22 protein-coding genes are annotated in these 25643 nt (G+C 59.2%); 14 read left to right on the top strand and 8 right to left on the bottom strand.

The window, feature by feature from the left end; all coding sequences use genetic code 11:
• Nucleotides 1-8 precede the first annotated feature (8 nt).
• Entirely contained in the window at nucleotides 9-1259 is a 1251-nt protein-coding gene (locus tag OHJ17_RS00625; protein WP_009308789.1) for a chloride channel protein, read from the bottom strand.
• Between the two features lie 275 nt (nucleotides 1260-1534).
• Between OHJ17_RS00625 and OHJ17_RS00620 the strand changes: the two genes are divergently transcribed.
• On the top strand, nucleotides 1535-2152 hold the full coding sequence (locus OHJ17_RS00620; protein ID WP_002922654.1) for a trimeric intracellular cation channel family protein: 618 nt from the start codon (nucleotides 1535-1537) through the stop codon (nucleotides 2150-2152).
• Nucleotides 2153-2157: 5 nt separating this feature from the next.
• Here the strand turns inward: OHJ17_RS00620 and ligB are convergent, their stop codons facing one another.
• On the bottom strand, nucleotides 2158-3834 hold the full coding sequence (gene ligB / locus OHJ17_RS00615) for an NAD-dependent DNA ligase LigB (protein WP_021313902.1): 1677 nt from the start codon (nucleotides 3832-3834) through the stop codon (nucleotides 2158-2160).
• Nucleotides 3835-4092: 258 nt separating this feature from the next.
• On the opposite strand from ligB, the gene gmk reads away from it, so the two are divergent.
• From gmk to fpr, 7 genes are all read left to right on the top strand, one after another.
• Nucleotides 4093-4716, top strand: coding sequence for a guanylate kinase (gene gmk, locus OHJ17_RS00610; protein ID WP_002922664.1), 624 nt, complete (start codon nucleotides 4093-4095; stop codon nucleotides 4714-4716).
• A 54-nt stretch (nucleotides 4717-4770) separates the two neighbouring features.
• Nucleotides 4771-5046: a DNA-directed RNA polymerase subunit omega gene (gene rpoZ / locus OHJ17_RS00605; protein WP_000135058.1), complete on the top strand. Its 276-nt coding sequence runs from the start codon at nucleotides 4771-4773 to the stop codon at nucleotides 5044-5046.
• Nucleotides 5047-5064: 18 nt separating this feature from the next.
• The gene (spoT, locus tag OHJ17_RS00600) at nucleotides 5065-7185 is read left to right on the top strand and encodes a bifunctional GTP diphosphokinase/guanosine-3',5'-bis pyrophosphate 3'-pyrophosphohydrolase (RefSeq protein WP_004150214.1); all 2121 of its coding nucleotides are present in this window, start codon (nucleotides 5065-5067) and stop codon (nucleotides 7183-7185) included.
• A gap of 4 nt (nucleotides 7186-7189) precedes the next feature.
• Nucleotides 7190-7879, top strand: a complete 690-nt coding sequence (gene trmH / locus OHJ17_RS00595) for a tRNA (guanosine(18)-2'-O)-methyltransferase TrmH (protein ID WP_004181538.1) — start codon at nucleotides 7190-7192, stop codon at nucleotides 7877-7879.
• A gap of 5 nt (nucleotides 7880-7884) precedes the next feature.
• The gene (recG, locus tag OHJ17_RS00590; protein ID WP_004151504.1) at nucleotides 7885-9966 is read left to right on the top strand and encodes an ATP-dependent DNA helicase RecG; all 2082 of its coding nucleotides are present in this window, start codon (nucleotides 7885-7887) and stop codon (nucleotides 9964-9966) included.
• Between the two features lie 48 nt (nucleotides 9967-10014).
• A complete protein-coding gene (gene glpX, locus OHJ17_RS00585; protein WP_002922903.1) occupies nucleotides 10015-11025 on the top strand; it encodes a class II fructose-bisphosphatase in 1011 nt (336 codons plus the stop codon).
• 150 nt (nucleotides 11026-11175) lie between these two features.
• Entirely contained in the window at nucleotides 11176-11922 is a 747-nt protein-coding gene (gene fpr, locus OHJ17_RS00580) for a ferredoxin--NADP(+) reductase (protein ID WP_004173895.1), read from the top strand.
• Here fpr and OHJ17_RS00575 read toward each other — a convergent pair whose 3' ends face one another.
• Entirely contained in the window at nucleotides 11923-12351 is a 429-nt protein-coding gene (locus tag OHJ17_RS00575; protein WP_004901418.1) for a DUF805 domain-containing protein, read from the bottom strand. It lies immediately after the preceding gene.
• A 112-nt stretch (nucleotides 12352-12463) separates the two neighbouring features.
• Here OHJ17_RS00575 and OHJ17_RS00570 point away from each other — a divergent pair, with 112 nt between their 5' ends.
• Nucleotides 12464-13066, top strand: coding sequence for a YiiQ family protein (locus OHJ17_RS00570; protein WP_002922908.1), 603 nt, complete (start codon nucleotides 12464-12466; stop codon nucleotides 13064-13066).
• A 109-nt stretch (nucleotides 13067-13175) separates the two neighbouring features.
• The gene (gene tpiA, locus OHJ17_RS00565; RefSeq protein ID WP_002922909.1) at nucleotides 13176-13943 is read left to right on the top strand and encodes a triose-phosphate isomerase; all 768 of its coding nucleotides are present in this window, start codon (nucleotides 13176-13178) and stop codon (nucleotides 13941-13943) included.
• A gap of 92 nt (nucleotides 13944-14035) precedes the next feature.
• On the opposite strand, the gene OHJ17_RS00560 is transcribed toward tpiA, so the two are convergent.
• The 4 genes from OHJ17_RS00560 to zapB form a co-directional block, all read right to left on the bottom strand.
• Nucleotides 14036-15340 (bottom strand): SLC13 family permease, encoded by a 1305-nt coding sequence (locus OHJ17_RS00560; RefSeq protein ID WP_032433693.1) that lies wholly within the window; start codon nucleotides 15338-15340, stop codon nucleotides 14036-14038.
• A gap of 64 nt (nucleotides 15341-15404) precedes the next feature.
• On the bottom strand, nucleotides 15405-16175 hold the full coding sequence (locus tag OHJ17_RS00555; RefSeq protein WP_014906767.1) for a CDP-diacylglycerol diphosphatase: 771 nt from the start codon (nucleotides 16173-16175) through the stop codon (nucleotides 15405-15407).
• Nucleotides 16176-16337: 162 nt separating this feature from the next.
• Complete coding sequence (locus tag OHJ17_RS00550; protein ID WP_002922936.1) at nucleotides 16338-17327, bottom strand: sulfate ABC transporter substrate-binding protein; 990 nt, start codon at nucleotides 17325-17327, stop codon at nucleotides 16338-16340.
• 151 nt (nucleotides 17328-17478) lie between these two features.
• Nucleotides 17479-17724 carry a septal ring assembly protein ZapB gene (gene zapB / locus OHJ17_RS00545; protein WP_004150222.1) on the bottom strand — a complete coding sequence of 82 codons (246 nt, stop codon included), beginning with the start codon at nucleotides 17722-17724 and terminating at the stop codon, nucleotides 17479-17481.
• Between the two features lie 442 nt (nucleotides 17725-18166).
• On the opposite strand from zapB, the gene OHJ17_RS00540 reads away from it, so the two are divergent.
• Entirely contained in the window at nucleotides 18167-19018 is an 852-nt protein-coding gene (locus tag OHJ17_RS00540) for an MIP/aquaporin family protein (RefSeq protein ID WP_002922941.1), read from the top strand.
• 21 nt (nucleotides 19019-19039) lie between these two features.
• The gene (glpK, locus tag OHJ17_RS00535) at nucleotides 19040-20551 is read left to right on the top strand and encodes a glycerol kinase GlpK (protein WP_002922944.1); all 1512 of its coding nucleotides are present in this window, start codon (nucleotides 19040-19042) and stop codon (nucleotides 20549-20551) included.
• 114 nt (nucleotides 20552-20665) lie between these two features.
• Here glpK and gltS read toward each other — a convergent pair whose 3' ends face one another.
• A complete protein-coding gene (gltS, locus tag OHJ17_RS00530) occupies nucleotides 20666-21868 on the bottom strand; it encodes a sodium/glutamate symporter (RefSeq protein WP_002922948.1) in 1203 nt (400 codons plus the stop codon).
• 284 nt (nucleotides 21869-22152) lie between these two features.
• On the opposite strand from gltS, the gene OHJ17_RS00525 reads away from it, so the two are divergent.
• Entirely contained in the window at nucleotides 22153-23544 is a 1392-nt protein-coding gene (locus OHJ17_RS00525) for a nucleobase:cation symporter-2 family protein (protein ID WP_002922950.1), read from the top strand.
• 140 nt (nucleotides 23545-23684) lie between these two features.
• Nucleotides 23685-25400 carry an AsmA family protein gene (locus OHJ17_RS00520; protein ID WP_004901441.1) on the top strand — a complete coding sequence of 572 codons (1716 nt, stop codon included), beginning with the start codon at nucleotides 23685-23687 and terminating at the stop codon, nucleotides 25398-25400.
• The last annotated feature ends 243 nt before the right edge of the window (nucleotides 25401-25643 follow it).

The following is a 25643-nucleotide window of genomic DNA, read 5'->3' as shown; positions in this document are numbered from 1 at the left end:
CGGTAAGCCTATTTTTTATCCAGCACCCGGCAGGTTAAAAACGCCCCTGCCGCGCACAGCAGCGCCGGAGCCAGATAGCTGTGATCCATGTGGGTAAACTCCATCACCAGCGCCACCGCGGTCAGCGGCATCTGCATGGAGGCGGCGAGAAACGCGGCCGCCCCCACCACAGCGAAGCTGCTTTTATCACCGCCAGGGAAGCCGAGCTGCCAGAGCGCGCAGAGCAGCAGGCTGACCAATCCGCCCACCGCCAGCCCTGGGGTTAACAATCCACCCTCCGCGCCGCCGCGCAGCACCGCCAGAATCACCACCATCTTCAATACTAACAGGACAGCGACCATGGAGAGAGGCAGCCCGTCGCTGAGCGCCAGCTGCATTGGACCCTTGCCATTGCCCGGAAGCTCGGGGAAATAAAGACTCAGGATGGCAAGAAGAGAAAACCCCAGCAGACAGAACACCGGCATCTGCCAGTTACTTCGCGCGCGTGAACGCGCCGCGCTGGTCGCTTTGCGAAAGAGCCAGGCGCCGGTGCCAAGAATCGGGCCCGCCAGAATCGCCCACCAGAGAAAGGTGTGCGGAAGTGCGCTGGAAACAAAATGGTATTGCGATTCATCCCCTAACCCCAGAGTGGCCGTCCAGGCGGCAATCGCCGAGGTCATTATCGCCGCCAGCGTTTTTTCCCAGCTAAACGACAGCAGCATGACCTCAAGGCTGAACAACGCCCCGGCCAGCGGGACGTTATAGACCGCCGCCAGACCTGCGCCCGCCCCACATGCAATCAGCGTGCGGGTTTCATCTTCCAGCAGGCGCAGCTTACGCGCCACCATCCCCGCCCCCAGCGCGCCCATTTCCCGGGGCGCCACCTCGCGGCCAAGCGGGGAGCCCAGCGCTACGGTGACGATCTGCAGCAGCGCGTGGATCGTCGTGGTGCCCGCGGGCATGGGTACGCAGGGGTTGGCCACCGCCGCCGCAATGGAAACCCGCCTCTGCCCATAGCGACCAAGCAGCCACCAGCCAAATCCGGCGACGGCGCCGCCGGCCACGATTGCCACGATGCGGCGTGGCCAGGACGACTCCGTGACGCCCTGTAAAAATGACACCGAACCGACGATCTGCCCATAACTGTAACCAAAAGCCAGGTGCTGAATCGCGTGTAAAATTAGTGCCAAAACCATGCCGGACAGACCGGCCAGAATCCCGGTTAATACCACGGCTATCAGGCGGATCAGATGATTTTTATTCCCGGCGGCGACGCTCATTTTCTCAGGCCTTGAAAAGGAAAAATAAAAGAATAAAGGACGAGACTTAAACATTGCGTAATCATAGTCTTTTCGATAGTGATACCCATCGCTTCACTTAGCATTACTTTTTCTAATCAATAAAAATCCCTAAAAAATCAATCAACCTTTAAATCAAGCCATCACAGATACTATTCCCATTAATTTTTCCTGGCGTAAATGATTCGCTTTAGAAAATCTCAATCGTGATCCTGCGCACAAATCGTTAACCTGCCCGCCATTACCTGGGGGGATCTATGCTGCTTCATGTTCTGTATTTAATCGGTATCACCGCGGAAGCCATGACCGGCGCACTGGCTGCCGGGCGCCGGCGGATGGATACGTTTGGCGTCATCATTATCGCCACTGCGACCGCGCTGGGCGGGGGTTCCGTTCGCGATATCCTGCTGGGGCACTATCCTCTTGGTTGGGTGAAGCATCCCGAATATGTCATCATTGTCGCCGTCGCCGCCGTCCTCACGACCATTGCCGCTCCGGTGATGCCGCACCTTCGTCGGCTGTTTCTGGTGCTGGACGCGCTGGGGCTGATCGTGTTTTCCATCATCGGCGCGCAGATCGCCCTGGACATGGGCGAAGGCCCGGTTATCGCCTCTATTGCCGCCGTGATCACCGGTGTCTTCGGCGGCGTACTGCGCGATATGTTCTGCAAACGCATTCCGCTGGTCTTCCAGAAAGAGCTGTATGCCGGGATCTCCTTTGCCGCAGCCGTACTCTATATTGCTCTGCAACATTACGTCAGCAGCCACGATGTGGTGGTGCTGGCTACACTGCTGTTCGGCTTTACCGCCCGCATGCTGGCGCTGCGCTGGAAACTGGGGCTACCGGTCTTCCACTACACCCATGACGCCCACTAACCGCCTTAAAATCCGGGGATGCGCTGCCCGCTAAGCCATTGCGCCAGCGCCACCACGTCCGGATGGTGCAGGAAAGCCACCAGCTGGCGGGCTCTGATCTCCCCCACGCCCGGCAGCGTGCGCCATTGCGCTTCACTTTTTGCCGCCAGCAGATGCCAGTTCTCGCTTTCGAGCTGCGCCAGCGCCCCCTGCGGCACCGGGATCCCCATCGCCAGCACCCAGCGGATAAAAGGTCGTTTGCGAACAAGATCAAACTGATGCCAGAGGTGCTGCCCGCGGGCGGCGGAAATCCCTGGCACCGCCTGCAGCTGCTCAACGGTAAGCGCCAGCCAGGAAAAGATATGCGTCATCGGGTTTTGCTGCTGAATGACGCGCCATAAATTTTCCCCCACGCCATCGACATTCAGGGCGGACTTTGATGACAACCAGATCAGCCTGGAAAGAAACTGTTCGCTGCACTCAGGGGTGGCGAAATAGCAGGTTAGCGCATTAAATTTCGCCGGCGGCGGCGTCGGTTTATGGCGCTCGGCCGTCCGCCAGACGACGGCGTCGACCCGAGGAATACCCTGCCCTGCCAGACTGATCTGCAGCTGATCGCCAACCCCAATATCCAGCATCTGCCAGCGGGACACAGAGCCAACGTTAACCCGCTGCACGCGTTTATCATCCAGCCGCTGGGGCTCAAGCTCGGCCACCACGTTGAGTCTGCCGCTGCGGCCGGTACTGAAACGGATCGCCCGTACCTGCATCACCCGCGATGCCGGAGGATATTTCCAGGCTGCCAGCCACTCGCCCTTTCCGGGCGACCAGACTCGTCCCGGCGGCTCGCGTCCTTCGCGCACAATCACACCGTCGCTGACGAAGGGCTGCGGCGAGCGATACCAGCGCTGGCGCCACTGCGCCACCTGCTCGATGCGCGACACCGGATGGGTATATTGTCCGCTGTACTTAAACCCCGCCTGCGCCAGCAGCTGCTGACGACGGCGCATATCGGACGGACCGTCTGGCCAGGCCCAGATAAAGACGTCCAGTTGGCTGAGCGCCGCCGCCGCGTCGGCTCGCATCATCAACCCGGCGACTTTCGCCCGCGCATTCATCCCCCCGGCCTGCTGCTGGACATGGCCGTCCCGGCGCAGAAACAGTTCCCCCTGCAGTACGCTGTCGGCCAGTTCACCGGTCATCACTTTCGCCAGCGCCGGGATCTGCCGCGCTCGGGCGGTCCATGCCTCACCGCGTAGACCATCGCCGCGGCTAATGGCCTGAACCAGACGCCCCTGGCGATAAACGAGAGTCACCGCCACGCCGTCCACTTTAGGCTGTATCCACAGGTCGGATTTATTTTTCATCCAGCGGGCAACGCTGTCCTCATCCGCCAGCTTGCGCACGCCGGTATGGGCCACCGGATGACGCGCATCGCCGGTGGGCGGAGGCAGATCGTCATCCTCAGGCGTCGCGCCCGGAAAGCATTGTCGCCACTGCGCCAGGCGCAGGGTGAGCTGGTCGTAAACGTCATCGCTCACTCCGCTGGCGCCCTGCCGCCAGTAAGCCTCTTTCCAGGCGACAATTTGCTGATGAAGGCGTGATGTCTCCTGCCTTCCTCTGGCCGGCGGCCAGTCCGGACACGTCGCCAGCGCGCTGGCAGAGAACATCCCTAACGCCAGCCACCACCCTCCTTTACGCATTGCAGTCCCCTCCTCCATCACCTGGCGGAGAGTCTGCTGCAGAATGCCGCGAGCCGCGACGGAAGCTTTTTCGCCTTGCGAAGCGCCTTCCAGGATTTACGCCTCTTTGCAGCAACGGCTGGCGAATTCAGGAAAACGGCAGGCAAAATGAAAGAAACAGCGGCAAAAAGTGTGACAATGACTGCGTCACGCCGCGGCTACGTGTATAATAGGCTCGTATGTAGGACCTCTTTCGATAACCACATACAAAAGACACTCATGGCTCAAGGCACGCTTTATATTGTTTCCGCCCCTAGCGGCGCGGGTAAATCCAGCCTGATTCAGGCTTTATTAAAAACCCAACCGTTGTATGACACCCAGGTATCGGTCTCCCATACCACGCGGGCGCCGCGTCCGGGTGAAGTGCACGGCGAACACTATTTCTTCGTGAATCACGACGAATTCCGCTCGATGATTGGCGAAAACGCGTTTCTGGAACATGCAGAGGTCTTTGGCAACTATTACGGCACGTCGCGTAAAGCGATCGAGCAGGTGCTGGCGACCGGCGTCGATGTCTTCCTCGATATCGACTGGCAAGGCGCGCAGCAGATCCGTAAAAGCATGCCCGGCGCGCGCAGTATTTTTATTCTGCCGCCGTCAAAAGATGAACTGGACCGTCGCCTGCGCGGCCGCGGCCAGGACAGCGAAGAGGTGATCGCGAAACGGATGGCCCAGGCCGTTGCGGAAATGAGCCATTACGCGGAATATGATTACCTGATTGTGAACGATGATTTTGACACCGCCCTGAGCGACCTGAAAAATATCATCCGCGCTGAACGTCTGCGCATGAGCCGCCAAAAGCAGCGACATGGCGCTTTAATCACCAAACTATTGGCAGACTGAACCCACATTCAGTATCATGCCCAGTCATTTCTTCACCTGTGGAGCATTTTAAGTATGGCACGCGTAACTGTTCAGGACGCTGTAGAGAAAATTGGTAACCGTTTTGACCTGGTACTGGTCGCCGCGCGTCGCGCTCGTCAGATGCAGGTTGGCGGAAAGGATCCGCTGGTACCGGAAGAAAACGATAAAACCACCGTTATCGCACTGCGCGAAATCGAAGAAGGTCTGATCAACAACCAGATCCTCGACGTACGTGAGCGCCAGGAACAGCAAGAGCAGGAAGCCGCTGAATTACAAGCCGTTACCGCGATTGCTGAAGGTCGTCGTTAATCACACAGCGGGTCGCCCTTGTATCTGTTTGAAAGCCTGAATCAGCTGATTCAAAACTACCTGCCGGAAGACCAGATTAAGCGTCTGCGGCAGGCGTATCTCGTTGCACGTGACGCTCACGAGGGTCAGACACGTTCAAGCGGTGAACCCTATATCACGCACCCGGTCGCGGTAGCCTGCATTCTGGCCGAGATGAAGCTCGACTATGAAACGCTGATGGCCGCGCTGCTGCATGATGTGATTGAAGATACCCCCGCCACCTACCAGGACATGGAACAGCTTTTTGGTAAAAGCGTCGCCGAGCTGGTAGAGGGGGTGTCGAAACTTGATAAGCTCAAGTTCCGCGATAAGAAAGAGGCGCAGGCCGAAAACTTTCGCAAAATGATCATGGCGATGGTGCAGGACATCCGCGTCATCCTCATCAAACTTGCCGACCGCACCCACAACATGCGTACTCTGGGCTCGCTGCGCCCGGATAAACGCCGCCGCATCGCCCGCGAAACGCTGGAAATTTACAGCCCGCTGGCGCACCGTTTAGGTATCCATCACATCAAAACCGAGCTCGAAGAGCTGGGCTTTGAAGCGCTGTACCCTAACCGCTACCGCGTCATTAAAGAGGTGGTCAAAGCGGCGCGTGGCAACCGTAAGGAGATGATTCAAAAGATCCTCTCCGAAATCGAAGGGCGTTTACAGGAAGCGGGGATCCCCTGCCGCGTCAGCGGTCGCGAGAAGCATCTATACTCCATCTACTGTAAAATGGTGCTCAAAGAGCAACGTTTTCACTCGATCATGGATATCTACGCCTTCCGCGTTATCGTCCATGATGCCGATATCTGCTATCGCGTGCTCGGCCAGATGCACAGCCTCTACAAACCGCGTCCGGGTCGTTTTAAAGACTACATCGCCATTCCGAAAGCTAACGGCTATCAGTCTTTGCACACCTCGATGATCGGCCCCCACGGCGTCCCGGTCGAGGTACAAATTCGTACCGAAGACATGGACCAGATGGCGGAGATGGGGGTAGCGGCGCACTGGGCTTATAAAGAGCACGGCGGCGAAAGCAGCACCACCGCGCAGATCCGCGCTCAGCGCTGGATGCAAAGCCTGCTGGAGCTGCAGCAGAGCGCCGGTAGCTCGTTTGAATTTATCGAGAGCGTAAAATCCGATCTGTTCCCCGATGAGATTTACGTTTTCACCCCGGAAGGGCGCATTGTCGAACTGCCTGCCGGCGCCACGCCGGTGGACTTCGCCTACGCGGTGCATACCGATATCGGTCATGCCTGCGTCGGCGCGCGCGTCGACCGTCAGCCCTATCCGCTGTCGCAGCCGCTCTCCAGCGGTCAGACTGTCGAAATTATCACCGCGCCGGGCGCTCGCCCGAACGCCGCCTGGCTGAACTTTGTCGTCAGCTCGAAAGCGCGCGCCAAGATCCGTCAGCTGCTGAAAAACCTTAAGCGCGACGATTCGGTCAGCCTTGGCCGTCGTCTGCTCAATCACGCGCTGGGCGGAAGCCGCAAACTCGCCGAGATCCCACCGGAGAATATCCAGCGCGAACTCGATCGCATGAAGCTGGCCTCGCTTGACGATCTGCTGGCGGAAATCGGTCTGGGCAACGCCATGAGCGTCGTGGTGGCAAAAAACCTGCAGCAGGGCGAAGCCGCTGCGGCGCCGGTTCCGGCTAACGCGTCGAACCACGGTCATCTGCCAATCAAAGGCGCCGATGGCGTGTTGATCACCTTCGCCAAGTGCTGTCGTCCAATTCCAGGTGACCCGATTATCGCCCACGTCAGCCCGGGTAAAGGGTTGGTTATCCACCATGAATCCTGTCGTAACATTCGCGGCTACCAGAAAGAGCCGGAGAAATTTATGGCGGTTGAGTGGGATAAAGAGACCGCTCAGGAGTTCATCACCGAAATCAAGGTGGACATGTTTAACCACCAGGGCGCGCTGGCTAACCTGACGGCGGCGATCAACACCGCGTCTTCCAATATCCAGAGCCTGAATACGGAAGAGAAAGATGGCCGCGTATACAGCGCCTTTATCCGCCTGACCGCGCGCGACCGCGTGCATCTGGCGAATATCATGCGCAAAATCCGCGTCATGCCGGACGTGATTAAAGTCACCCGTAACCGAAACTAGCTTTATGAACTCAAAGCGCTACGAGCGTATCTGCGAGATGCTCGCCAGGCGTCAGCCTGACCTGACGGTCTGCATGGAGCAGGTCCATAAGCCTCATAACGTCTCTGCGGTCATCCGGACCGCAGATGCCGTTGGCGTACACGAAGTGCATGCCGTCTGGCCGAGCAGCCGGATGCGTACCATGGCCTCCGCCGCCGCGGGCAGCAACAGCTGGGTGCAGGTTAAAACCCACCGCACTATCGCAGATGCCGTCGGCCACCTGAAAGGCCAGGGCATGCAAATTCTCGCCACTCACCTTTCCGACAAAGCCATCGATTTTCGTGAAATCGACTATACGCGTCCAACCTGCATCCTGATGGGTCAGGAAAAAACCGGCATCACCCAGGAAGCGCTGGCGCTGGCCGATCAGGACATCATTATCCCGATGATCGGCATGGTGCAGTCGCTGAACGTCTCCGTCGCCTCGGCGCTGATCCTCTACGAGGCGCAGCGCCAGCGGCAGAATGCCGGGATGTACCAACGCGCCAACAGCATGCTGCCGCCGCAAGAGCAGCAGCGCCTGCTGTTCGAAGGCGGCTATCCGGTGCTGGCCCGCGTCGCCAGACAAAAAGGTCTGCCTTACCCCCACGTTAACGAGCAGGGCGAAGTGGAAGCCGATGCCGCGTGGTGGGCTACCATGCAGGCTGCGAGGTAAACCCAATGTCAGGCCGCCTGTTAGATGCCGTTCCGCTCAGTTCACTCACCGGTGTGGGCGCTGCGCAGAGCAGCAAACTGGCGAAGATTGGCCTGCATACGGTACAGGATCTGCTGCTGCACCTGCCTTTACGCTACGAAGATCGCACCCATCTTTACCCGATAGCCGAGCTGCTTCCCGGAGTTTATGCCACCGTGGAAGGTGAAGTGCTCAACAGCAATATCACCTTCGGCGGCCGGCGGATGATGACCTGCCAGATCAGCGACGGCACCGGCATCCTCACCATGCGCTTTTTCAACTTCAACGCGGCGATGAAAAACAGCCTCGCGACCGGTCGTCGGGTGCTGGCCTACGGTGAAGCCAAACGCGGGAAGTACGGCGCCGAGATGATCCACCCGGAATATCGCGTCCAGGGCGATATGAGTACTCCGGAGCTGCAGGAAACGTTAACCCCAGTCTATCCGACCACCGAAGGCATCAAGCAGGCGACCCTGCGCAAGCTCACCGATCAGGCGCTTGAGCTCCTGGAAACCTGCGCGATTAGCGAACTCCTGCCGCCGGAGCTGGCGCAGGGGATGATGAGCCTGCCGGAGGCGCTGCGTACGCTGCACCGCCCGCCTCCCTCCTTGCAACTTAGCGAGCTGGAAAGCGGCAAGCACCCGGCGCAGCAGCGTCTGATTCTGGAAGAGCTGCTGGCGCATAACCTCAGCATGCTGGCGCTGCGGGCAGGCGCCCAGCGCTATCACGCCCTGCCGCTCGGCGCCAACGATACCCTGAAAAACCAACTGCTGGCCTCCCTGCCCTTTAAGCCCACCGGCGCGCAGGCGCGGGTTACCGCCGAGATTGAACACGATATGGCGCTGGACGTGCCGATGATGCGCCTGGTGCAGGGCGACGTTGGCTCCGGTAAAACGCTGGTCGCTGCCCTGGCCGCCTTGCGCGCTATCGTCCACGGCAAACAGGTGGCGCTGATGGCGCCCACCGAACTGCTTGCCGAGCAGCATGCTAATAACTTCCGCAACTGGTTCGAACCGCTGGGCATAGAAGTCGGCTGGCTGGCGGGCAAACAGAAAGGCAAAGCCCGTCAGGCGCAGCAGGAGGCTATCGCCAGCGGCGAAGTGCAGATGATTGTCGGCACTCACGCCATCTTCCAGGAGCAGGTGCAGTTTAACGGCCTGGCGCTGGTGATTATTGACGAACAGCACCGCTTCGGCGTGCATCAGCGGCTGGCGCTGTGGGAGAAAGGTCAGCAGCAGGGGTTCCACCCGCATCAGCTGATCATGACCGCCACGCCGATCCCCCGCACCCTGGCGATGACCGCCTACGCCGATCTGGACACCTCGATTATCGACGAGCTGCCGCCAGGCCGAACTCCGGTGACCACCGTCGCCATCCCCGACACCCGGCGCAGCGATATTATCGACCGCGTACGCAACGCCTGCACCCACGAAGGGCGCCAGGCCTATTGGGTTTGTACGCTAATTGAAGAGTCCGATCTGCTGGAAGCCCAGGCGGCGGAAGCGACCTGGGAAGAGCTCAAACTGGCGCTGCCGGAGCTCAATATCGGCCTCGTCCACGGGCGGATGAAACCGGCGGAGAAGCAGGCGGTGATGCAGGCCTTCAAGCAGGGCGAGATGCATCTGCTGGTAGCCACCACGGTGATTGAAGTCGGCGTCGACGTGCCTAACTCAAGCCTGATGATTATCGAAAACCCGGAACGTCTGGGTCTGGCGCAGCTGCACCAGCTCAGAGGGCGCGTCGGGCGCGGCGCAGTCGCTTCCCACTGCGTGCTACTCTATAAATCGCCGCTCTCCAAAACGGCGCAGAAACGTCTGCAGGTCCTGCGCGACAGCAACGATGGTTTCGTCATTGCCCAGAAAGACCTCGAAATTCGCGGTCCCGGCGAGCTGCTCGGCACCCGCCAGACCGGCAACGCCGAATTTAAAGTGGCGGACTTACTGCGCGATCAGGCGATGATCCCCGATGTCCAGCGCATTGCTCGCCACATTCATGAACGCTATCCGCTGCAGGCCCAGGCGCTTATCGAGCGCTGGATGCCGGAAACCGAACGCTATTCCAACGCGTAGCGCGCTTTTGCCGCGCTGCGGGCAACTTTTCTACACAACGAGTGGATTATGAAACGAGAACTGGCCATCGAATTTTCGCGTGTCACCGAAGCCGCCGCGCTGGCGGGCTATAAATGGCTGGGCCGCGGCGATAAGAATACCGCCGACGGCGCAGCGGTTAACGCCATGCGCATTATGCTTAACCTCGTCAATATCGACGGCACCATCGTCATCGGCGAGGGCGAAATCGATGAAGCGCCGATGCTCTATATCGGCGAAAAAGTGGGTACCGGCAAGGGCGATGCGGTAGATATCGCCGTCGATCCCATCGAAGGCACCCGCATGACGGCGATGGGCCAGGCCAACGCCCTGGCGGTGATGGCGGTCGGCGATAAGGGCTGCTTCCTCAACGCGCCGGATATGTATATGGAAAAGCTGATCGTCGGCCCGGGCGCTAAAGGCGCTATCGATCTCAATCTGCCGCTGGAAGAGAACCTGCACAATATCGCCCGCGCCCTGAACAAGCCGCTGGGCGAGCTGACCGTCACCGTGCTGGCGAAACCGCGCCACGACGCGGTCATTGCCCAGCTGCAGCAGCTGGGCGTGCGCGTGTTCGCTATTCCCGATGGCGACGTCGCGGCCTCTATTCTCACCTGCATGCCGGATAGCGAAGTCGACGTACTGTACGGCATCGGCGGCGCGCCGGAAGGGGTGGTTTCCGCCGCGGTGATCCGCGCCCTCGACGGGGATATGCAGGGGCGCCTGCTGGCTCGCCACCACGTGAAGGGCGATAACGAAGAGAACCGCCGCATCGGTGAAAATGAGCTGGCGCGCTGCAAAACCATGGGCATTGAAGCGGGCAAAGTGCTGCGTCTGGATGAAATGGCGCGCAGCGATAACGTCGTCTTCTCCGCCACCGGGATCACCAAAGGCGATCTGCTGGACGGCATCACCCGCAAGGGCAACATGGCCACCACCGAGACGCTGCTGATCCGCGGCAAGTCGCGCACTATCCGTCGTATCCAGTCGATTCATTACCTCGACCGTAAAGATCCGGACATTCAGCAGCACATCCTGTAATACCGCTTTTTCTCTCCCAGGCAACCGTCCGCAGGCGGTTGCCCTGTTCTTCGTTTATATTTGATCAATAGAGCTTTCTTGCGCCTTCGGGGTGGAAATCTGGCTCGTCTGGACCGAAGATAAGGCATCGCTTGGCAACAGGAGAAGACGATGGCGGACTGGGTTAGCGGCAAAGTGACAAAAGTGGAGTACTGGACGGACGCCTTGTTCAGTTTATACGTGCGGGCGCCTGTTCATCCGTTTACCGCCGGGCAATTTACCAAGCTCGGGCTGGAAATCGACGGCGAACGCGTGCAGCGCGCCTACTCCTACGTCAACGCCCCCGGCAATCCCGACCTCGAGTTCTATTTGGTCACCGTCCCGGAAGGCAAGCTGAGCCCGCGTCTGGCGGCGCTGAAGCCGGGCGATGAAGTCCTGGTGGTGAGTGAAGCGGCAGGTTTCTTCGTCCTTGAGGAAGTACCGGATTGCGATACCCTGTGGATGCTGGCGACCGGCACTGCGCTGGGGCCGTACCTGTCAATTTTGCAGGAAGGCAAGGACCTTGAGCGCTTTAACAACCTGGTGCTGGTCCACGCCGTCCGCTACGCCGCGGACCTGAGCTATCTGCCGCTAATGCGCGAACTGGAGCAGCGCTATGCCGGCAAACTCCGTATTCAGACGGTGGTCAGCCGCGAAACCGTGGAAGGCTCGCTGACCGGCCGGGTGCCGTTTCTGATTGAAACCGGCGCGCTGGAAGAGGCCGTCGGCCTACCGATGACCACTGACACCAGCCATGTGATGCTGTGCGGCAACCCGCAAATGGTGCGCGATACCCAACAGCTGTTAAAAGAGACCCGGCAGATGACCAAACATCTGCGTCGCCGGCCGGGCCATATGACGGCGGAGCACTACTGGTAATCAGGCGTCCGCTTTCCAGCGCACGTCCTGGGTCTCCTTGCCGAACTTATTCTCGCCCTGGGTGCCGACAAACGCCCCCAGGTCGATCAGCATCATGACGATAATCAGCGTCGGCACAAAGCGCCCGACGCCCCACTGCCAGACCTGCGGCAACATCGACCAGTTCCCCGCCAGCAGCATCCACGCCAGAACCATCAGCAGCGCCCACAGCCCGGATTTGCCGCGATCGTGCAGCCGCTTGACCACCACCGCCGCCGTCGGCCACAGCAGGCAGACGATAATAAACGCCGCCGTCTGCAGGTTGAGCAGATTGCTGCCTGCCAGGGTAAACAAGGCGCTCATGGTCACCAGCCAGATGGCAATCCAGATCCAGAAATCGCGGCGGCCAATGCGCCCTTTAATTGAGAATAACCACTGCTGTAGGGTCATGCGTTTTTCCTTATCATCATCGTCTGCGTAGTTTACCCTGGCGTCGTGACTTTTTGACAAGCGCCGCGCTTCCCGATTTAATCGTCAGCAGGCAAAAAAAGGAACGACGGGCATGAAGAAGTGGACAATTTTGTGGTTAAGTGGGCTGATGGGCCTTGCCGTCGGCCCGCACGCGTTGTCCGCAGAGAGCGAATCGACGACCGCGGCAGCGCCCTACCTGCTCGCCGGCGCGCCGAGCTTTGACCAGTCGATCAGTCAGTTCCGCGAGAAATTCAACGCCGATAACCCAAAGCTGCCTCTGAACGAATTCCGTTCCATCGCCACCAGTCGCGATCGGGCTAACCTGACCCGCGCCGCCAGCAAAATTAACGAAAATCTCTATGCCTCCACCGCGCTGGAGCGCGGCACGCTGAAGATCAAATCCATGCAGATCACCTGGCTGCCGATCCAGGGGCCGGAGCAAAAGGCGGCCAGGACCAAAGCGCTGGAGTATATGAGCGCCATGATCCGCGCCTTCGTGCCGACTTTTAGCCAGGCGCAAAGCCAGCAAAAACTGCAGAAACTGCTGGCCGCCGGCAAGGGCAAGCGCTACTTCGCCGATACCGAAGGCGCCGTGCGCTATGTGGTGGCAGATCATGGGGAAAAGGGCCTGACCTTCGCCATTGAACCGATTAAGCTGGCGCTATCTGAAACGCTGGAAGGTAACAATAAATGACAAAAAGCAAAGCCTTTCCAGTGACGAGTCTCTATACTGTTTCACAGACCATGCTGCCCTCTGGGGCGGCTATATTCCTTAATTCGCTTAAGTAGCGTGGAGAATTAAAATGCGACATCCTTTAGTGATGGGTAACTGGAAACTGAACGGCAGCCGCCACATGGTAAACGAACTGGTTGCGAACCTGCGTACCGAGCTGGCTGGCGTAAGCGGCTGTGCAGTTGCCATCGCCCCGCCGGAAATGTATCTGGACCTGGCTAAGCGCGCGGCAGAAGGCAGCCACATTCACCTGGGCGCGCAGAACGTTGACGTGAATCTGTCCGGCGCATTCACCGGTGAAACCTCCGCCGAAATGCTGAAAGATATCGGCGCGCAGTACATCATCATCGGCCACTCCGAGCGTCGTACCTACCACAAAGAATCCGACGAGCTGATCGCGAAGAAATTCGCCGTGCTGAAAGAGCAGGGTCTGACCCCGGTTCTGTGCATCGGTGAAACCGAAGCCGAAAACGAAGCGGGCAAAACGGAAGAAGTTTGCGCACGTCAGATCGACGCCGTGCTGAAAACCCAGGGCGCTGCCGCTTTCGAAGGCGTGGTTATCGCTTACGAACCAGTATGGGCTATCGGTACCGGCAAATCAGCGACCCCGGCTCAGGCGCAGGCGGTGCACAAATTCATCCGTGACCACATTGCTAAAGCTGACGCCAAAATCGCTGAGCAAGTGATCATCCAGTACGGCGGTTCCGTTAACGCTGGCAACGCCGCAGAGCTGTTCACCCAGCCGGACATCGACGGCGCGCTGGTTGGCGGCGCCTCCCTGAAAGCTGACGCTTTCGCGGTGATCGTTAAAGCAGCAGAAGCAGCGAAAAAAGCGTAATTCGCTTTTCCCGGTGGCGACACGCGACCGGGTTGACTGACAAAACGTGGGAGCCCGGCCTAGCACAGCGCAAGCCGGGCTTTCTTTTGCCGTTACAGTTTCCCCAACAGCTGATACCAGGCGTAGTCCAGCGGCAGTAAAATCAGATAACTCACCGCCGCCAGCGCCAGACACAGTTGCATCCCCGCCCTCGCCGGGACCTTGCCTAACCCCATCGCCACCACGATCGGCGACGCCTGATAGGGCAGCAGCGGCGTGGAATAGCCCAGCACCTGAATCATAATCACGCTTAGCAGCGGAAAACCGGTGGCGTCGGCAAAGCTCTGGGCAAAGGTGGTATACAGCGCCGGCACGCCGTTGGCGGTCATAATAAAGTTCAGCGCGCTGGTTATCCCGGTCAGGGCGAGAAAGCTGGTGAAAGGATTGTCTTTATCCAGGGGCATCACCTGCAGCAGCGCATTGCCCACTGCGCCGCCAATCCCGGTTTGGGTGACGGCGATCGCTAGCCCCAGAATCCCGGCGACGTAAATGCAGGTGCGCATATTCACCCCGCTGGCAAACTCCTCGCCGTTAATAAAGCCCACCCGCGGCAGCAGCGTGATCACAGCCGCCGCCAGGCCGGTCCACGCCGGGCCGACGCCGTGCCAGCTCTCGGTCACCCATAGCGAGAGGACCACCGCCAGCAGCCACGCCAGACGTTTCTCGTCGCGGCTCATCGGCGGCAGCGGCGCCAGGTCGCGCGGTCGATGCGGCTTGCCGGGAAACAGCCAGCAAATCAGCGTCACCAGCACCGCCCCTTTCAGCCAGCCAAGCACCGGCGTATGCAGCAGTAAATAGGGAACATAATTCAGATGGATACCGTACGAGCCTTCCGCCGCGCCACTCATCACCAGATTCGGCACGTTGGCGGGCAAAATCGTTGCCGACAGCTGAAAGGTGCCGAACCCCACCGCCAGCGCCAGGCCGAACCAGCCGCGGCTGCCGTCGGCAATGCCCGCGCGGCGGGCCATCGCCGCCACGATCGGCATCAGCAGCGCGATGCGCCCCATGTTGGAGGGCATCACGAACGCCAGGGCGTAGCTCAGGAGTACCACGCTGGCGACCATCCGCGGCCAGGAGTCGGTGAGCCTGGCCGACAGCGCCTGCGCCGCCCGGTCCGCCAGTCCGGTTTTACGGATGGCGATGCCGAGCACAAAGCCGCTGAACACCAGCCAGAACGCCGAAGAGGCAAAGCCGCCGAAGATCACCTCCGGCGGAGCGATTTTCGCCATCATTGCCGCTGCGAAGAACAGCAGCGCGGTGATAAATTCCGGCAGCAGCGACGTCGCCCAGAGCACGATGGTGACGCCCACAATCAATGAAGGAAGGAACAGCGGGTGGGTAAGCCAGAGCGACATGCCTGTCTCCTGTCGTTTTTTTCAGCAAGAATACGACGACAGGTAAGACAGGTAAACGCCAGAACTAGTGGTTTGCGTTCAGGATGGCGCAGCGATGATCCTGAATTTCTTCCGCTGAAGCCCGGTTCAGGGTCAGCAGGTTACGCTCCGTCGCCAGCAGCACCAGCGAGCCGTCGCTCTGTTGCGCCATTGCCAGCGCGAAGCGTCCCATATGTTCACGCGCCTCCGGCACCTCTTCCGCCAGCATCAGGAACGGGCTACGCTGGGCCAGCTCCGCCTCCGTCACCCGGCGCGCCAGGTATTCGTGGCCCTGAAGCCCGCCCGGTAGCGGCAGCCAGCGGCTGCTGATCGCCGCGGCATCCTTATCTAACTGCGCGCGCACATCGGGGCGCAGGCAGGAGATATGAATATGGAAATGGTTTTGCGTACGTCCACTGCGCGAGTTGATCGCCAGCGATACCGCGTTATCAGGAACCGGCGCGCCGTGGCGCTGGCTCATGATTTCACGCCCCTGCCAGGCCTGCCAGAAAAAGTTCGGCGTCAACGGATCCAGCAGCAGCGGGCTTTCGGTGCCGTTGATGCGGTAGGTCGGCATCAGCAAATATTGCAGCGGGCCGTTACGGTCTTTAAACAGCACATAGCCGCCCTTGAGGTTCACTTCCGCGCACGGCGACGGGTTTTGCTGCTGTTGCTGATGGGGTACGCACTGCTGCAGGACAATCTTGCGTAATGCGTCCGGGTTGCCAGAGTGCAGCCAGTAGTAGCCGCCCGCCAGCGCCGCGAGGATCGCCACCAGCAGCGCCAGCAAAAAGTATCTTACTCTTCTCATTTTCATTCCCTGTTAAGCCTGAAGCGGAAGAGTAGCGTAATTTGATGACTAAATGAAAACAGATGGTGGACGGGGCGTTATCCCGGGTAGCGGCTGACGCCTTACCCGGGCTACGCACCGCGCAAAACTGTAGCCCTGCTAAGCGTAGCGCAAGCAGGGACAAGAGAATTAACGCTGGCTAATCTGGTCGAAGGTGCCGCCGTTGGAGAAGTGCTCTTTCTGCGCTTTCGTCCAGCCGCCGAACTCCTGATCGATGGTAAACAGCTTCAGTTTCGGGAATTCGTTAGCATATTTCTTCGCCACATTCGGATCGCGCGGGCGGTAGAAGTTCTTCGCCGCAATCTCCTGGCCTTCCGGCGAGTAGAGATACTTCAGGTACGCTTCCGCCACCTGACGCGTGCCTTTCTTATCCACCACTTTGTCGACCACCGAGACGGTCGGCTCAGCCAGAATCGACTCACTCGGGGTCACGATTTCAAACTTGTCTTTGCCCAGTTCGTTGGTCGCTAGCAGCGCTTCGTTTTCCCAGGCGATCAGTACGTCGCCGATGCCGCGTTCTACGAAGGTATTGGTCGAACCGCGCGCGCCGGAGTCCAGCACTTCCACGTTTTTATACAGCGCCTTGACGAATTCCTGGGCTTTCGCCTGGTCGCCGTGATTCTGATGCAGAGCATAGCCCCAGGCTGCCAGGTAGTTCCAGCGGGCGCCGCCGGAGCTTTTCGGGTTCGGGGTTATGACCGACACACCCGGTTTGATCAGATCGTTCCAGTCATGGATCTGTTTCGGATTGCCCTTGCGGACGAGGAACACGATGGTGGAGGTATACGGCGCAGAGTTATCCGGCAGGCGTTTCAGCCAGTTTTTATCGATGCGGCCGCGTTCGGCAATAGCGTCGACATCGTAGGCCAGCGCCAGCGTGACCACATCCGCTTCAATACCGTTAATCACCGAGGTCGCCTGTTTGCCAGAGCCACCATGCGACTGGCGGATCACCACGTTGTCGCCGGTCTCCTGCTTCCAGTGTGCGCTAAACGCTTTGTTGTACTGTTCGTACAGCTCGCGCGTTGGATCATAAGATACGTTTAATAGCTGAATGTCTTTTGCCAGAACGCTGGCGGATGCCAGCAACAGAGTTAACCCTACGCCCCACTTATTCATCGCACCGCTCTCTTTATGTGTGTTGTGATGGGTTAAGCGTGCCAGAAAGCGATTCAATGATTAAAGAATAAAAAAAGATTGGCTATAACTTGCGGATATAAAGACGCGAGTAAGGATGACCCCCTCCCGGGCGGGAGAGGGCGCGAAGCGATTAGACTTCTTCCATGCGACCCAGCAGCGCCTGCAGACGTTCCTGCCAGCCCTGCTGCTGCTCTTTCAGCTGGCTGTTTTCGCGCTCCAGCTCTTCACGACCATGCTGCGCGCTCTGAACTTCCTGCACCAGGGTGTTGTTCTTTTCTTTCAGCTCTTCGATTTCCATCTGCAACAGAGTGATGGTATCAATCGCCTGCTGAACCTTAGATTCTAATTTCTCAAACACTTCTAATGACATCGTCATACCTCTCCTGAACTTGCAAGGCGTTGATAGAAACTCGTGTTTCGTATACGCGGTCCCGCCTTAACGAAAATTAGCGCACATAGCGGTGTTATCGTCGATTGTATGAATCCCCGCCGCCCCTGTCCAGCGGCAAGCCGCGTAGATTGCGGTTTGCAACACTTTTCAGTCTTTACCTGGTGCTTTCAGCGCAGTTCGCTCGTAGTTCATGGGTCAATGTTAATTTTATGGTTAACAAAATGCGTGGTGAAACGCTCCGGCAGCGCTCTCGATGCGCGCAAATGGCGCGAAAACGCTCATTTTCTTGACGAGGAACACACATTTGAAGTTCGATATTTCTCGTTTTTGCTCGTTAACGATAAATTAACACTATGCCTACATGGCAATATGGTCGTCTGTGACCACCCTACATACAATAATCATCACCACGCTTCAGGATTCGATTATGAGCCAAACATCAACCTTAAAAGGCCAGTGCATCGCAGAGTTCCTCGGTACCGGGTTGTTGATCTTTTTCGGCGTTGGGTGCGTGGCTGCGCTCAAGGTCGCGGGAGCCAGCTTCGGACAATGGGAAATCAGCATCATCTGGGGTCTGGGCGTCGCCATGGCGATCTACCTGACCGCCGGGGTCTCCGGTGCGCACCTTAACCCAGCGGTGACTATCGCGCTGTGGCTGTTCGCCTGCTTCGAAGGCCGCAAAGTGGTTCCTTTTATTATTTCGCAATTCGCTGGCGCCTTTTGCGCTGCGGCATTAGTTTACGGGCTTTACTACAATCTTTTCCTCGATTATGAAACCACCCACCATATGATTCGCGGCAGCGTGGAAAGCCTCGATCTGGCCGGTATTTTCTCCACTTACCCGAACCCGCACATCAATTTTGTGCAGGCCTTCGCGGTAGAGATGGTGATTACCGCTATCCTGATGGGCGTCATCCTGGCGCTGACCGACGATGGCAACGGCATACCGCGCGGCCCGCTGGCCCCTCTGCTGATTGGCCTGCTGATTGCGGTGATTGGCGCCTCCATGGGACCGCTGACCGGCTTCGCCATGAACCCGGCGCGTGACATCGGCCCGAAAGCCTTCGCCTGGCTGGCGGGGTGGGGTGACGTCGCCTTCACCGGCGGCAAAGATATTCCTTATTTCCTGGTGCCGCTGTGCGCACCGGTGGTCGGCGCGGCGCTGGGCGCATTCAGCTATCGTAAGCTGATTGGCCGTCACCTGCCTTGCGACACCTGCGTGGAGGAAGAGCAACAGAGCCCCTCCTCTTCCACCGCTCAACATAAAGCTTCGCTGTAATCTGACTACGGGACACCGACTATGACCGACAAAAAATATATCGTTGCGCTTGACCAGGGCACTACCAGCTCCCGGGCCGTTGTGATGGATCATGATGCCAATATCGTCAGCGTCTCCCAGCGAGAATTTGAACAAATTTATCCTAAGCCAGGCTGGGTCGAACACGACCCGATGGAAATCTGGGCTTCCCAAAGCTCGACGCTGGTCGAAGCGCTGGCCAAAGCGGATATCAACTCCGATCAGATCGCGGCCATCGGCATCACCAATCAGCGTGAGACCGTGGTGGTGTGGGAGCGAGAGACCGGTAAACCCATCTACAACGCTATCGTCTGGCAGTGCCGCCGTACCGCGGAGATCTGCGAGCAGCTCAAGCGTGACGGGATGGAAGAGTATATCCGCAAGGCCACAGGCCTGGTGGTGGACCCGTACTTCTCCGGCACCAAGGTGAAATGGATCCTCGACCATGTCGAAGGTTCCCGTGAGCGTGCGAAGCGCGGCGAGCTGCTGTTCGGCACCGTTGACACCTGGCTTATCTGGAAGATGACCCAGGGCCGCGTGCACGTCACCGACTACACCAACGCCTCGCGTACCATGCTGTTCAACATCCACGACCTCGACTGGGACGACAAGATGCTCGACGCGCTGGACATTCCGCGCGCCATGCTGCCGGAAGTGCGCAAGTCTTCCGAAGTGTACGGCCAGACCAACATCGGTGGTAAAGGCGGGACCCGTATTCCTATCGCCGGGATCGCCGGTGACCAGCAGGCGGCCCTGTTCGGCCAGCTGTGCGTCAAGGAAGGGATGGCGAAAAACACCTACGGCACCGGCTGCTTTATGCTGATGAATACCGGCGAAAAAGCGGTCACCTCCACCCACGGTCTGCTGACCACCATCGCCTGCGGCCCGCGCGGCGAGGTGAACTACGCTCTGGAAGGGGCGGTGTTTATGGCCGGCGCGTCTATTCAGTGGCTGCGCGACGAGATGAAGCTCATCAGCGATGCCTTCGACTCCGAGTACTTCGCCACCAAAGTGAAGGATACCAACGGCGTATACGTGGTACCCGCGTTCACCGGTCTTGGCGCACCGTACTGGGACCCGTATGCCCGCGGCGCGATTTTCGGCCTCACCCGCGGCGTGAACTCCAACCACATTATCCGTGCGACGCTGGAGTCCATCGCCTTTCAGACCCGCGACGTGCTGGAAGCGATGCAGGCTGACTCCGGCATTCGTCTGCACGCCCTGCGCGTAGACGGCGGCGCGGTGGCTAACAACTTCCTGATGCAGTTCCAGTCCGATATCCTCGGCACCCGTGTCGAGCGTCCGGAAGTACGCGAAGTGACGGCGCTGGGCGCGGCCTATCTGGCCGGTCTGGCGGTCGGTTTCTGGCAGAATCTGGATGAACTGCAGGAGAAAGCGGTGATTGAGCGCGAATTCCGCCCGGGGATTGAAACTACTGAGCGTAACTATCGTTACAGCGGCTGGAAGAAAGCGGTGAAACGCGCGTTAGCGTGGGAAGAGCACGACGAAGCGTAAGATTGTGAAGTTATTCCCGGCTTGCGGCGTAAACGCCTGAGCCGGGCTACAAAACCCCAAACAGCACGATCTTGTAGCCCGGACAGGTGCGCAGCACCGCTTCCGGGTTTTTTATCAACCAAACATCGGCAGCAGCAGGTACAGCTTAATCACCAGCGCGTTGACGATATCGATAAAGAACGCCCCCACCATCGGCACTACCAGGAAGGCCATATGCGATGGCCCGAAACGGTCGGTAATCGCCTGCATATTGGCGATCGCCGTCGGCGTTGCCCCCAGGCCAAACCCGCAATGCCCGGCTGCCAGCACCGCGGCATCGTAGTTTTTGCCCATCATCCGATAGGTGACGAACACCGCATACAGCGCCATCGCCAGCGCCTGCACCGCCAGGATAATAATCATCGGCAGCGCCAGCGAGGCCAACTCCCACAGCTTGAGGCTCATCAGCGCCATGGCGAGGAACAGCGACAGGCTGACGTTGCCCAACACCGATACCGCGCGATCGAACACCCGATACAACCCCGCCAGCGCCAGGCTGTTGCTGAGGATCACGCCGATAAACAGCACGCAGACGAAGGTCGGCAGCTCGAAGACGCTCCCCGCCAGCAGTTGCGCAACCACCTTGCCCAGCGTCAGACAGATGGCGATCAGGGCGATACTTTCGATCAGCACCAGCGAGGTGATCACCCGCCCCACGTCCGGCTTTTCAAAGGCGGTTGGCGCCACCTGATCGTCCGGTGTCCCGTCCGGTGAGGAAGAGTGCTTCACCAGATAACGCGCCACCGGGCCGCCGATCAGGCCGCCCAGCACCAGGCCGAAAGTCGCGCAGGCCATCGCCACCTCGGTGGCGTTGGCAAAACCGTAGCGCTCAACGAACAGCTTACTCCACGCCGCCCCGGTGCCGTGGCCGCCGGATAAGGTAATCGACCCGGCCAGCAGACCCATTAGCGGATCCAGCCCCAGCAGCGTCGCCATGCCGATACCGAGGGCGTTCTGCAGCAGCAGCAGGCCAACCACCACGATCAGGAAAGTGCCCAGCACCTTGCCGCCGGCCCGCAGGCTGGCGAGGTTGGCGTTAAGACCGATGGTGGCGAAGAACGCCAGCATCAGCGGATCTTTCAGACTCATATCGAAATCAATTTCGATATCCATGCTTTTTTTCAGCGCCAGCAGCGCCAGCGCCACCAGCAGACCGCCGGCAACGGGTTCAGGAATAGTGTATTTCTTAAGGAAGGGAACGGTTTGTACGAGTTTTCTGCCGAGTAACAGCACGAGCGTTGCGGCAACGAGCGTCGATAAGGTATCGAGATGAAACATAAAAAGCTCCTTATGGGCGCATGATCCATTCACACGCGACGATATTCCTGGTGTCTTTAGCTTCTCATCATGAGGAGTCAGAGGGGGATTTTACGCAGAACGGCGGAAAAATTGACAGAAAAAGATATTTTGTATCCTGAATGATGCGATTTAGCATACAAAATGTTAATTATCTCGTTGCGCATATTCACGGTATAAATTTTTATGAGCAAACGCTGGCAAACGTTTGCTTTTGGTCTACAGTCCGATAAAATTCCCGCTTTGCCACCTTGGGATTGCTTGTGATGTCCGTTAACACCGCAGAGTCAGAAAATGCGCAACCGGTTGCGCATAAACCAGCCAGCGAATTAATCTACCGCCTCGAAGATCGCCCGCCGCTACCGCAAACCCTGTTCGCCGCCTTCCAGCACCTGCTGGCGATGTTTGTCGCGGTGATCACCCCGGCGCTGTTAATCTGCCAGGCTCTCGGTCTCCCGGCGCAAGATACCCAACATATCATCAGCATGTCGCTGTTCGCCTCCGGCGTCGCCTCTATTATTCAGATCAAAGCCTGGGGCCCGGTCGGCTCCGGACTGCTCTCCATCCAGGGCACCAGCTTCAACTTTGTCGCCCCGCTGATCATGGGCGGTACCGCCTTGAAAACCGGCGGCGCCGACGTCCCCACCATGATGGCCGCCCTCTTCGGCACCCTGATGCTGGCCAGCTGCACCGAAATGGTCCTCTCCCGGATCCTGCACCTGGCGCGCCGTATCATTACCCCGCTGGTTTCCGGCGTGGTGGTGATGATTATCGGCCTGTCGCTGATTCAGGTCGGACTGACCTCCATCGGCGGCGGCTACGCGGCGATGGCTGACCACACCTTTGGTGCGCCGAAAAATCTGCTGCTGGCGGGTATCGTGCTGGCGCTGATTATTATCCTCAACCGCCAGCGCAACCCGTACCTGCGCATCGCCTCGCTAGTGATTGCCATGGCTGCCGGTTATCTGGCGGCGTGGTTCCTCGATATGCTGCCAGCCAACACCGCCCCGACCAACAGCAGCCTCATCACCGTCCCGACGCCGCTCTATTATGGCCTCGGCATCGACTGGAGTCTGCTGCTGCCCCTGATGCTGGTGTTTATGATCACCTCCCTGGAAACCATCGGCGATATCACCGCCACCTCCGACGTCTCCGAACAGCCGGTCTCGGGTCCGCTGTATATGAAGCGCCTGAAAGGCGGCGTGCTGGCTAACGGCCTGAACTCCTTCGTTTCCGCGGTCTTCAACACCTTCCCGAACTCCTGCTTCGGCCAGAACAACGGCGTGATCCAGCTGACCGGGGTCGCCAGCCGCTACGTCGGCTTTGTGGTCGCCCTGATGCTGATCGTCCTCGGCCTGTTCCCGGCGGTGAGCGGCTTCGTGCAGCACATCCCTGAGCCGGTGCTCGGCGGCGCCACGCTGGTGATGTTCGGCACCATCGCCGCGTCCGGCGTGCGCATCGTCTCCCGTGAACCGCTGAACCGTCGGGCGATCCTGATTATCGCTCTGTCGCTGGCGGTAGGCCTCGGCGTGTCGCAGCAGCCGCTGATCCTGCAGTTCGCCCCGGACTGGCTGAAAAACCTGCTTTCCTCCGGGATTGCCGCCGGCGGTATCACGGCGATTGTTCTGAATTTAATTTTCCCGCCAGAAAAGGCGTGATCTCATTCGTTCCCGGTCGCGCATCGGCCGGGACGTCCTCCAACCACCTGCCCCATCACGGAAATAAACCACGCCTGCCTTGAGAAGTGCGCCTAAATCGGGCATAACACGGTGATGTGCATCTCACAGAATGGAAGACCATGAAATTTCTTGGAAAGCTGATTCTCTGGCTGCTAGTCGCTCTGCTGCTCGTCATTATTGGCGCGTGGTTCCTGCTGCAAACCCACTGGGGCGCCCGCCAGGCCAGCGCCTGGCTCAGCAATGGCACCGGCTGGCAGGTCTCCTTCGATGAGATGGAGCACGATTTCTCCTCCCCCCTTCATGTGCAGTTGCGAAACGTCACCTTTGGTCGGGAAGGCAAGCCTGCCACTTTGGTGGCAAAAACGGTCGACATTGGCTTCAGCACCCGCCAGTTTAGCGATCCGCTGCATGCGGATGAGATAGTCCTTAACGACGGCACTCTGAATCTGTCACCCCACTCTGCAGACCTGCCGTTCGCTGCCGACCGGCTGATGTTGCGCAATATGGCTTTCAACAGCCCGGAAACCGGCTGGGCGCTCAGCGCGCAGCGCGTCACCGGCGGCGTCAGCCCATGGACGCCGGAGGCGGGCAATGTGCTGGGGAAAACGGCGCAGATCCAGATGAGCGCGGGCTCGATGACGCTCAATGGCGTCGAAGCCAGCAACGTTCTGATTCAGGGTAAGATTGATCAGGGCGAGGTCACCCTCTCCACCCTCGGCGCCGATGTCGCCCGCGGCACCTTAACCGGCAATGCCAAACGCAGCGCCGATGGCAGCTGGCGGGTGGATAACCTCCAGCTCAACGAGATTCGACTGCAGAGCCCCGCCTCGCTGGCCGAGTTTTTCGCGCCGTTAACCACGGTCCCCTCTCTGCAGATTGGCCGCCTGGACATCACCGACGCCCGCCTGCAGGGACCGGACTGGGCGGTAACCGACCTCGACCTGAGCCTGCGCAACCTGACCCTTAGCCACGGCGGCTGGCAGAGTGAGGACGGCACGCTGTCGATGAACGCCAGCGAATTTATCTACGGCTCGCTGCATCTTTTCGACCCGATCCTCAATGCCGAATTCTCTCCCCAGGGCATTGCGCTGCGCCAGTTCTCCTCGCGCTGGGAGGGCGGCATGGTGCGCACCTCCGGCAACTGGCTGCGCGCCGGGAACGCCCTGGTGCTCGACGACACCGCCTTCGCCGGACTGGAGTACACGCTGCCGGCGAACTGGAAACAGCTGTGGATGACGCCGCTGCCAGCCTGGCTGCAAAGCCTGACGCTGAAAAAATTCAGCGCCAGCCGCAATCTGATCATCGATGTGGACCCTGCTTTCCCGTGGCAAATTACCGCCCTCGATGGCTATGGCGGCGAGCTACAGCTGGTGAAAAACGGTAGCTGGGGAGTATGGAACGGCAGCGCGACGCTGAACGCCGCGGCGGCGACTTTCAACCGGATCGACGTGCGCCGCCCATCACTCAAACTGAACGCCACAGCCTCGACGGTCAATATCACTGAGCTTAGCGCCTTCACCGAGCGCGGCATTTTGCAGGCCACCGCCGCGGTATCCCAGCTGCCGCAGCGCCAGGTCAATCTGAGCTTCAGCGGCCGCGGCGTGCCGCTGAATATTCTGCAGGCCTGGGGCTGGCCGTCGCTACCTATAAGCGGGGATGGCAATCTCCAGCTGACCGCCAGCGGCAGCGTGCAGGCCGATGCCCCGCTCAAACCGACGGTCAACGGGCAGCTCAGCGCCGTGAATATGGAGAAACAGCAGGTGGCGCAAATCATGCGCAACGGCGAGGTCAGCCCCGCCCCCGCCGCGCCAGCGCCCACTCCCGTCACCCCATAGCGATGCCCATTCCCTCTCCTCTATGGGGAGAGGGATTGCTTCCCGGCAAAACTCCACTCTGACAACTCTCTCCCTTTCAGGGAGAGAGTTGGGGTGCGAGTCCTGAAACCTGTGTGCAATACGCGGCTATCTGTACCTATTTAGCGCAACAGGTTCCTTTCAAATATCAGAGTTGCTATAACCAAATCACTGGAAGTCGATAAAAAACCGCTCCCTGTACCTACAAAAATATAAAAGGATCAA

Source organism: Klebsiella sp. KP20-425-1, from assembly GCF_025813515.1.
In the GTDB taxonomy this organism is placed as follows: domain Bacteria; phylum Pseudomonadota; class Gammaproteobacteria; order Enterobacterales; family Enterobacteriaceae; genus Klebsiella; species Klebsiella pneumoniae.
This window is presented reverse-complemented; position numbering and strand designations above follow the sequence as displayed.

Bases quoted from the DNA above. Each gene is read 5' to 3' on its own strand.
- OHJ17_RS00555 (WP_014906767.1), bottom strand. From the start codon at position 16,175: ATGAAAATGAGAAGAGTAAGATACTTTTTGCTGGCGCTGCTGGTGGCG.
- OHJ17_RS00525 (WP_002922950.1), top strand. From the start codon at position 22,153: ATGTCCGTTAACACCGCAGAGTCAGAAAATGCGCAACCGGTTGCGCAT.
- OHJ17_RS00560 (WP_032433693.1), bottom strand. From the start codon at position 15,340: ATGTCGCTCTGGCTTACCCACCCGCTGTTCCTTCCTTCATTGATTGTG.
- OHJ17_RS00520 (WP_004901441.1), top strand. From the start codon at position 23,685: ATGAAATTTCTTGGAAAGCTGATTCTCTGGCTGCTAGTCGCTCTGCTG.
- OHJ17_RS00540 (WP_002922941.1), top strand. From the start codon at position 18,167: ATGAGCCAAACATCAACCTTAAAAGGCCAGTGCATCGCAGAGTTCCTC.
- zapB (WP_004150222.1), bottom strand. From the start codon at position 17,724: ATGACGATGTCATTAGAAGTGTTTGAGAAATTAGAATCTAAGGTTCAG.
- OHJ17_RS00570 (WP_002922908.1), top strand. From the start codon at position 12,464: ATGAAGAAGTGGACAATTTTGTGGTTAAGTGGGCTGATGGGCCTTGCC.
- trmH (WP_004181538.1), top strand. From the start codon at position 7,190: ATGAACTCAAAGCGCTACGAGCGTATCTGCGAGATGCTCGCCAGGCGT.
- recG (WP_004151504.1), top strand. From the start codon at position 7,885: ATGTCAGGCCGCCTGTTAGATGCCGTTCCGCTCAGTTCACTCACCGGT.
- rpoZ (WP_000135058.1), top strand. From the start codon at position 4,771: ATGGCACGCGTAACTGTTCAGGACGCTGTAGAGAAAATTGGTAACCGT.
- gmk (WP_002922664.1), top strand. From the start codon at position 4,093: ATGGCTCAAGGCACGCTTTATATTGTTTCCGCCCCTAGCGGCGCGGGT.
- OHJ17_RS00550 (WP_002922936.1), bottom strand. From the start codon at position 17,327: ATGAATAAGTGGGGCGTAGGGTTAACTCTGTTGCTGGCATCCGCCAGC.
- glpK (WP_002922944.1), top strand. From the start codon at position 19,040: ATGACCGACAAAAAATATATCGTTGCGCTTGACCAGGGCACTACCAGC.
- fpr (WP_004173895.1), top strand. From the start codon at position 11,176: ATGGCGGACTGGGTTAGCGGCAAAGTGACAAAAGTGGAGTACTGGACG.
- OHJ17_RS00620 (WP_002922654.1), top strand. From the start codon at position 1,535: ATGCTGCTTCATGTTCTGTATTTAATCGGTATCACCGCGGAAGCCATG.
- OHJ17_RS00625 (WP_009308789.1), bottom strand. From the start codon at position 1,259: ATGAGCGTCGCCGCCGGGAATAAAAATCATCTGATCCGCCTGATAGCC.
- tpiA (WP_002922909.1), top strand. From the start codon at position 13,176: ATGCGACATCCTTTAGTGATGGGTAACTGGAAACTGAACGGCAGCCGC.
- ligB (WP_021313902.1), bottom strand. From the start codon at position 3,834: ATGCGTAAAGGAGGGTGGTGGCTGGCGTTAGGGATGTTCTCTGCCAGC.
- gltS (WP_002922948.1), bottom strand. From the start codon at position 21,868: ATGTTTCATCTCGATACCTTATCGACGCTCGTTGCCGCAACGCTCGTG.
- OHJ17_RS00575 (WP_004901418.1), bottom strand. From the start codon at position 12,351: ATGACCCTACAGCAGTGGTTATTCTCAATTAAAGGGCGCATTGGCCGC.
- glpX (WP_002922903.1), top strand. From the start codon at position 10,015: ATGAAACGAGAACTGGCCATCGAATTTTCGCGTGTCACCGAAGCCGCC.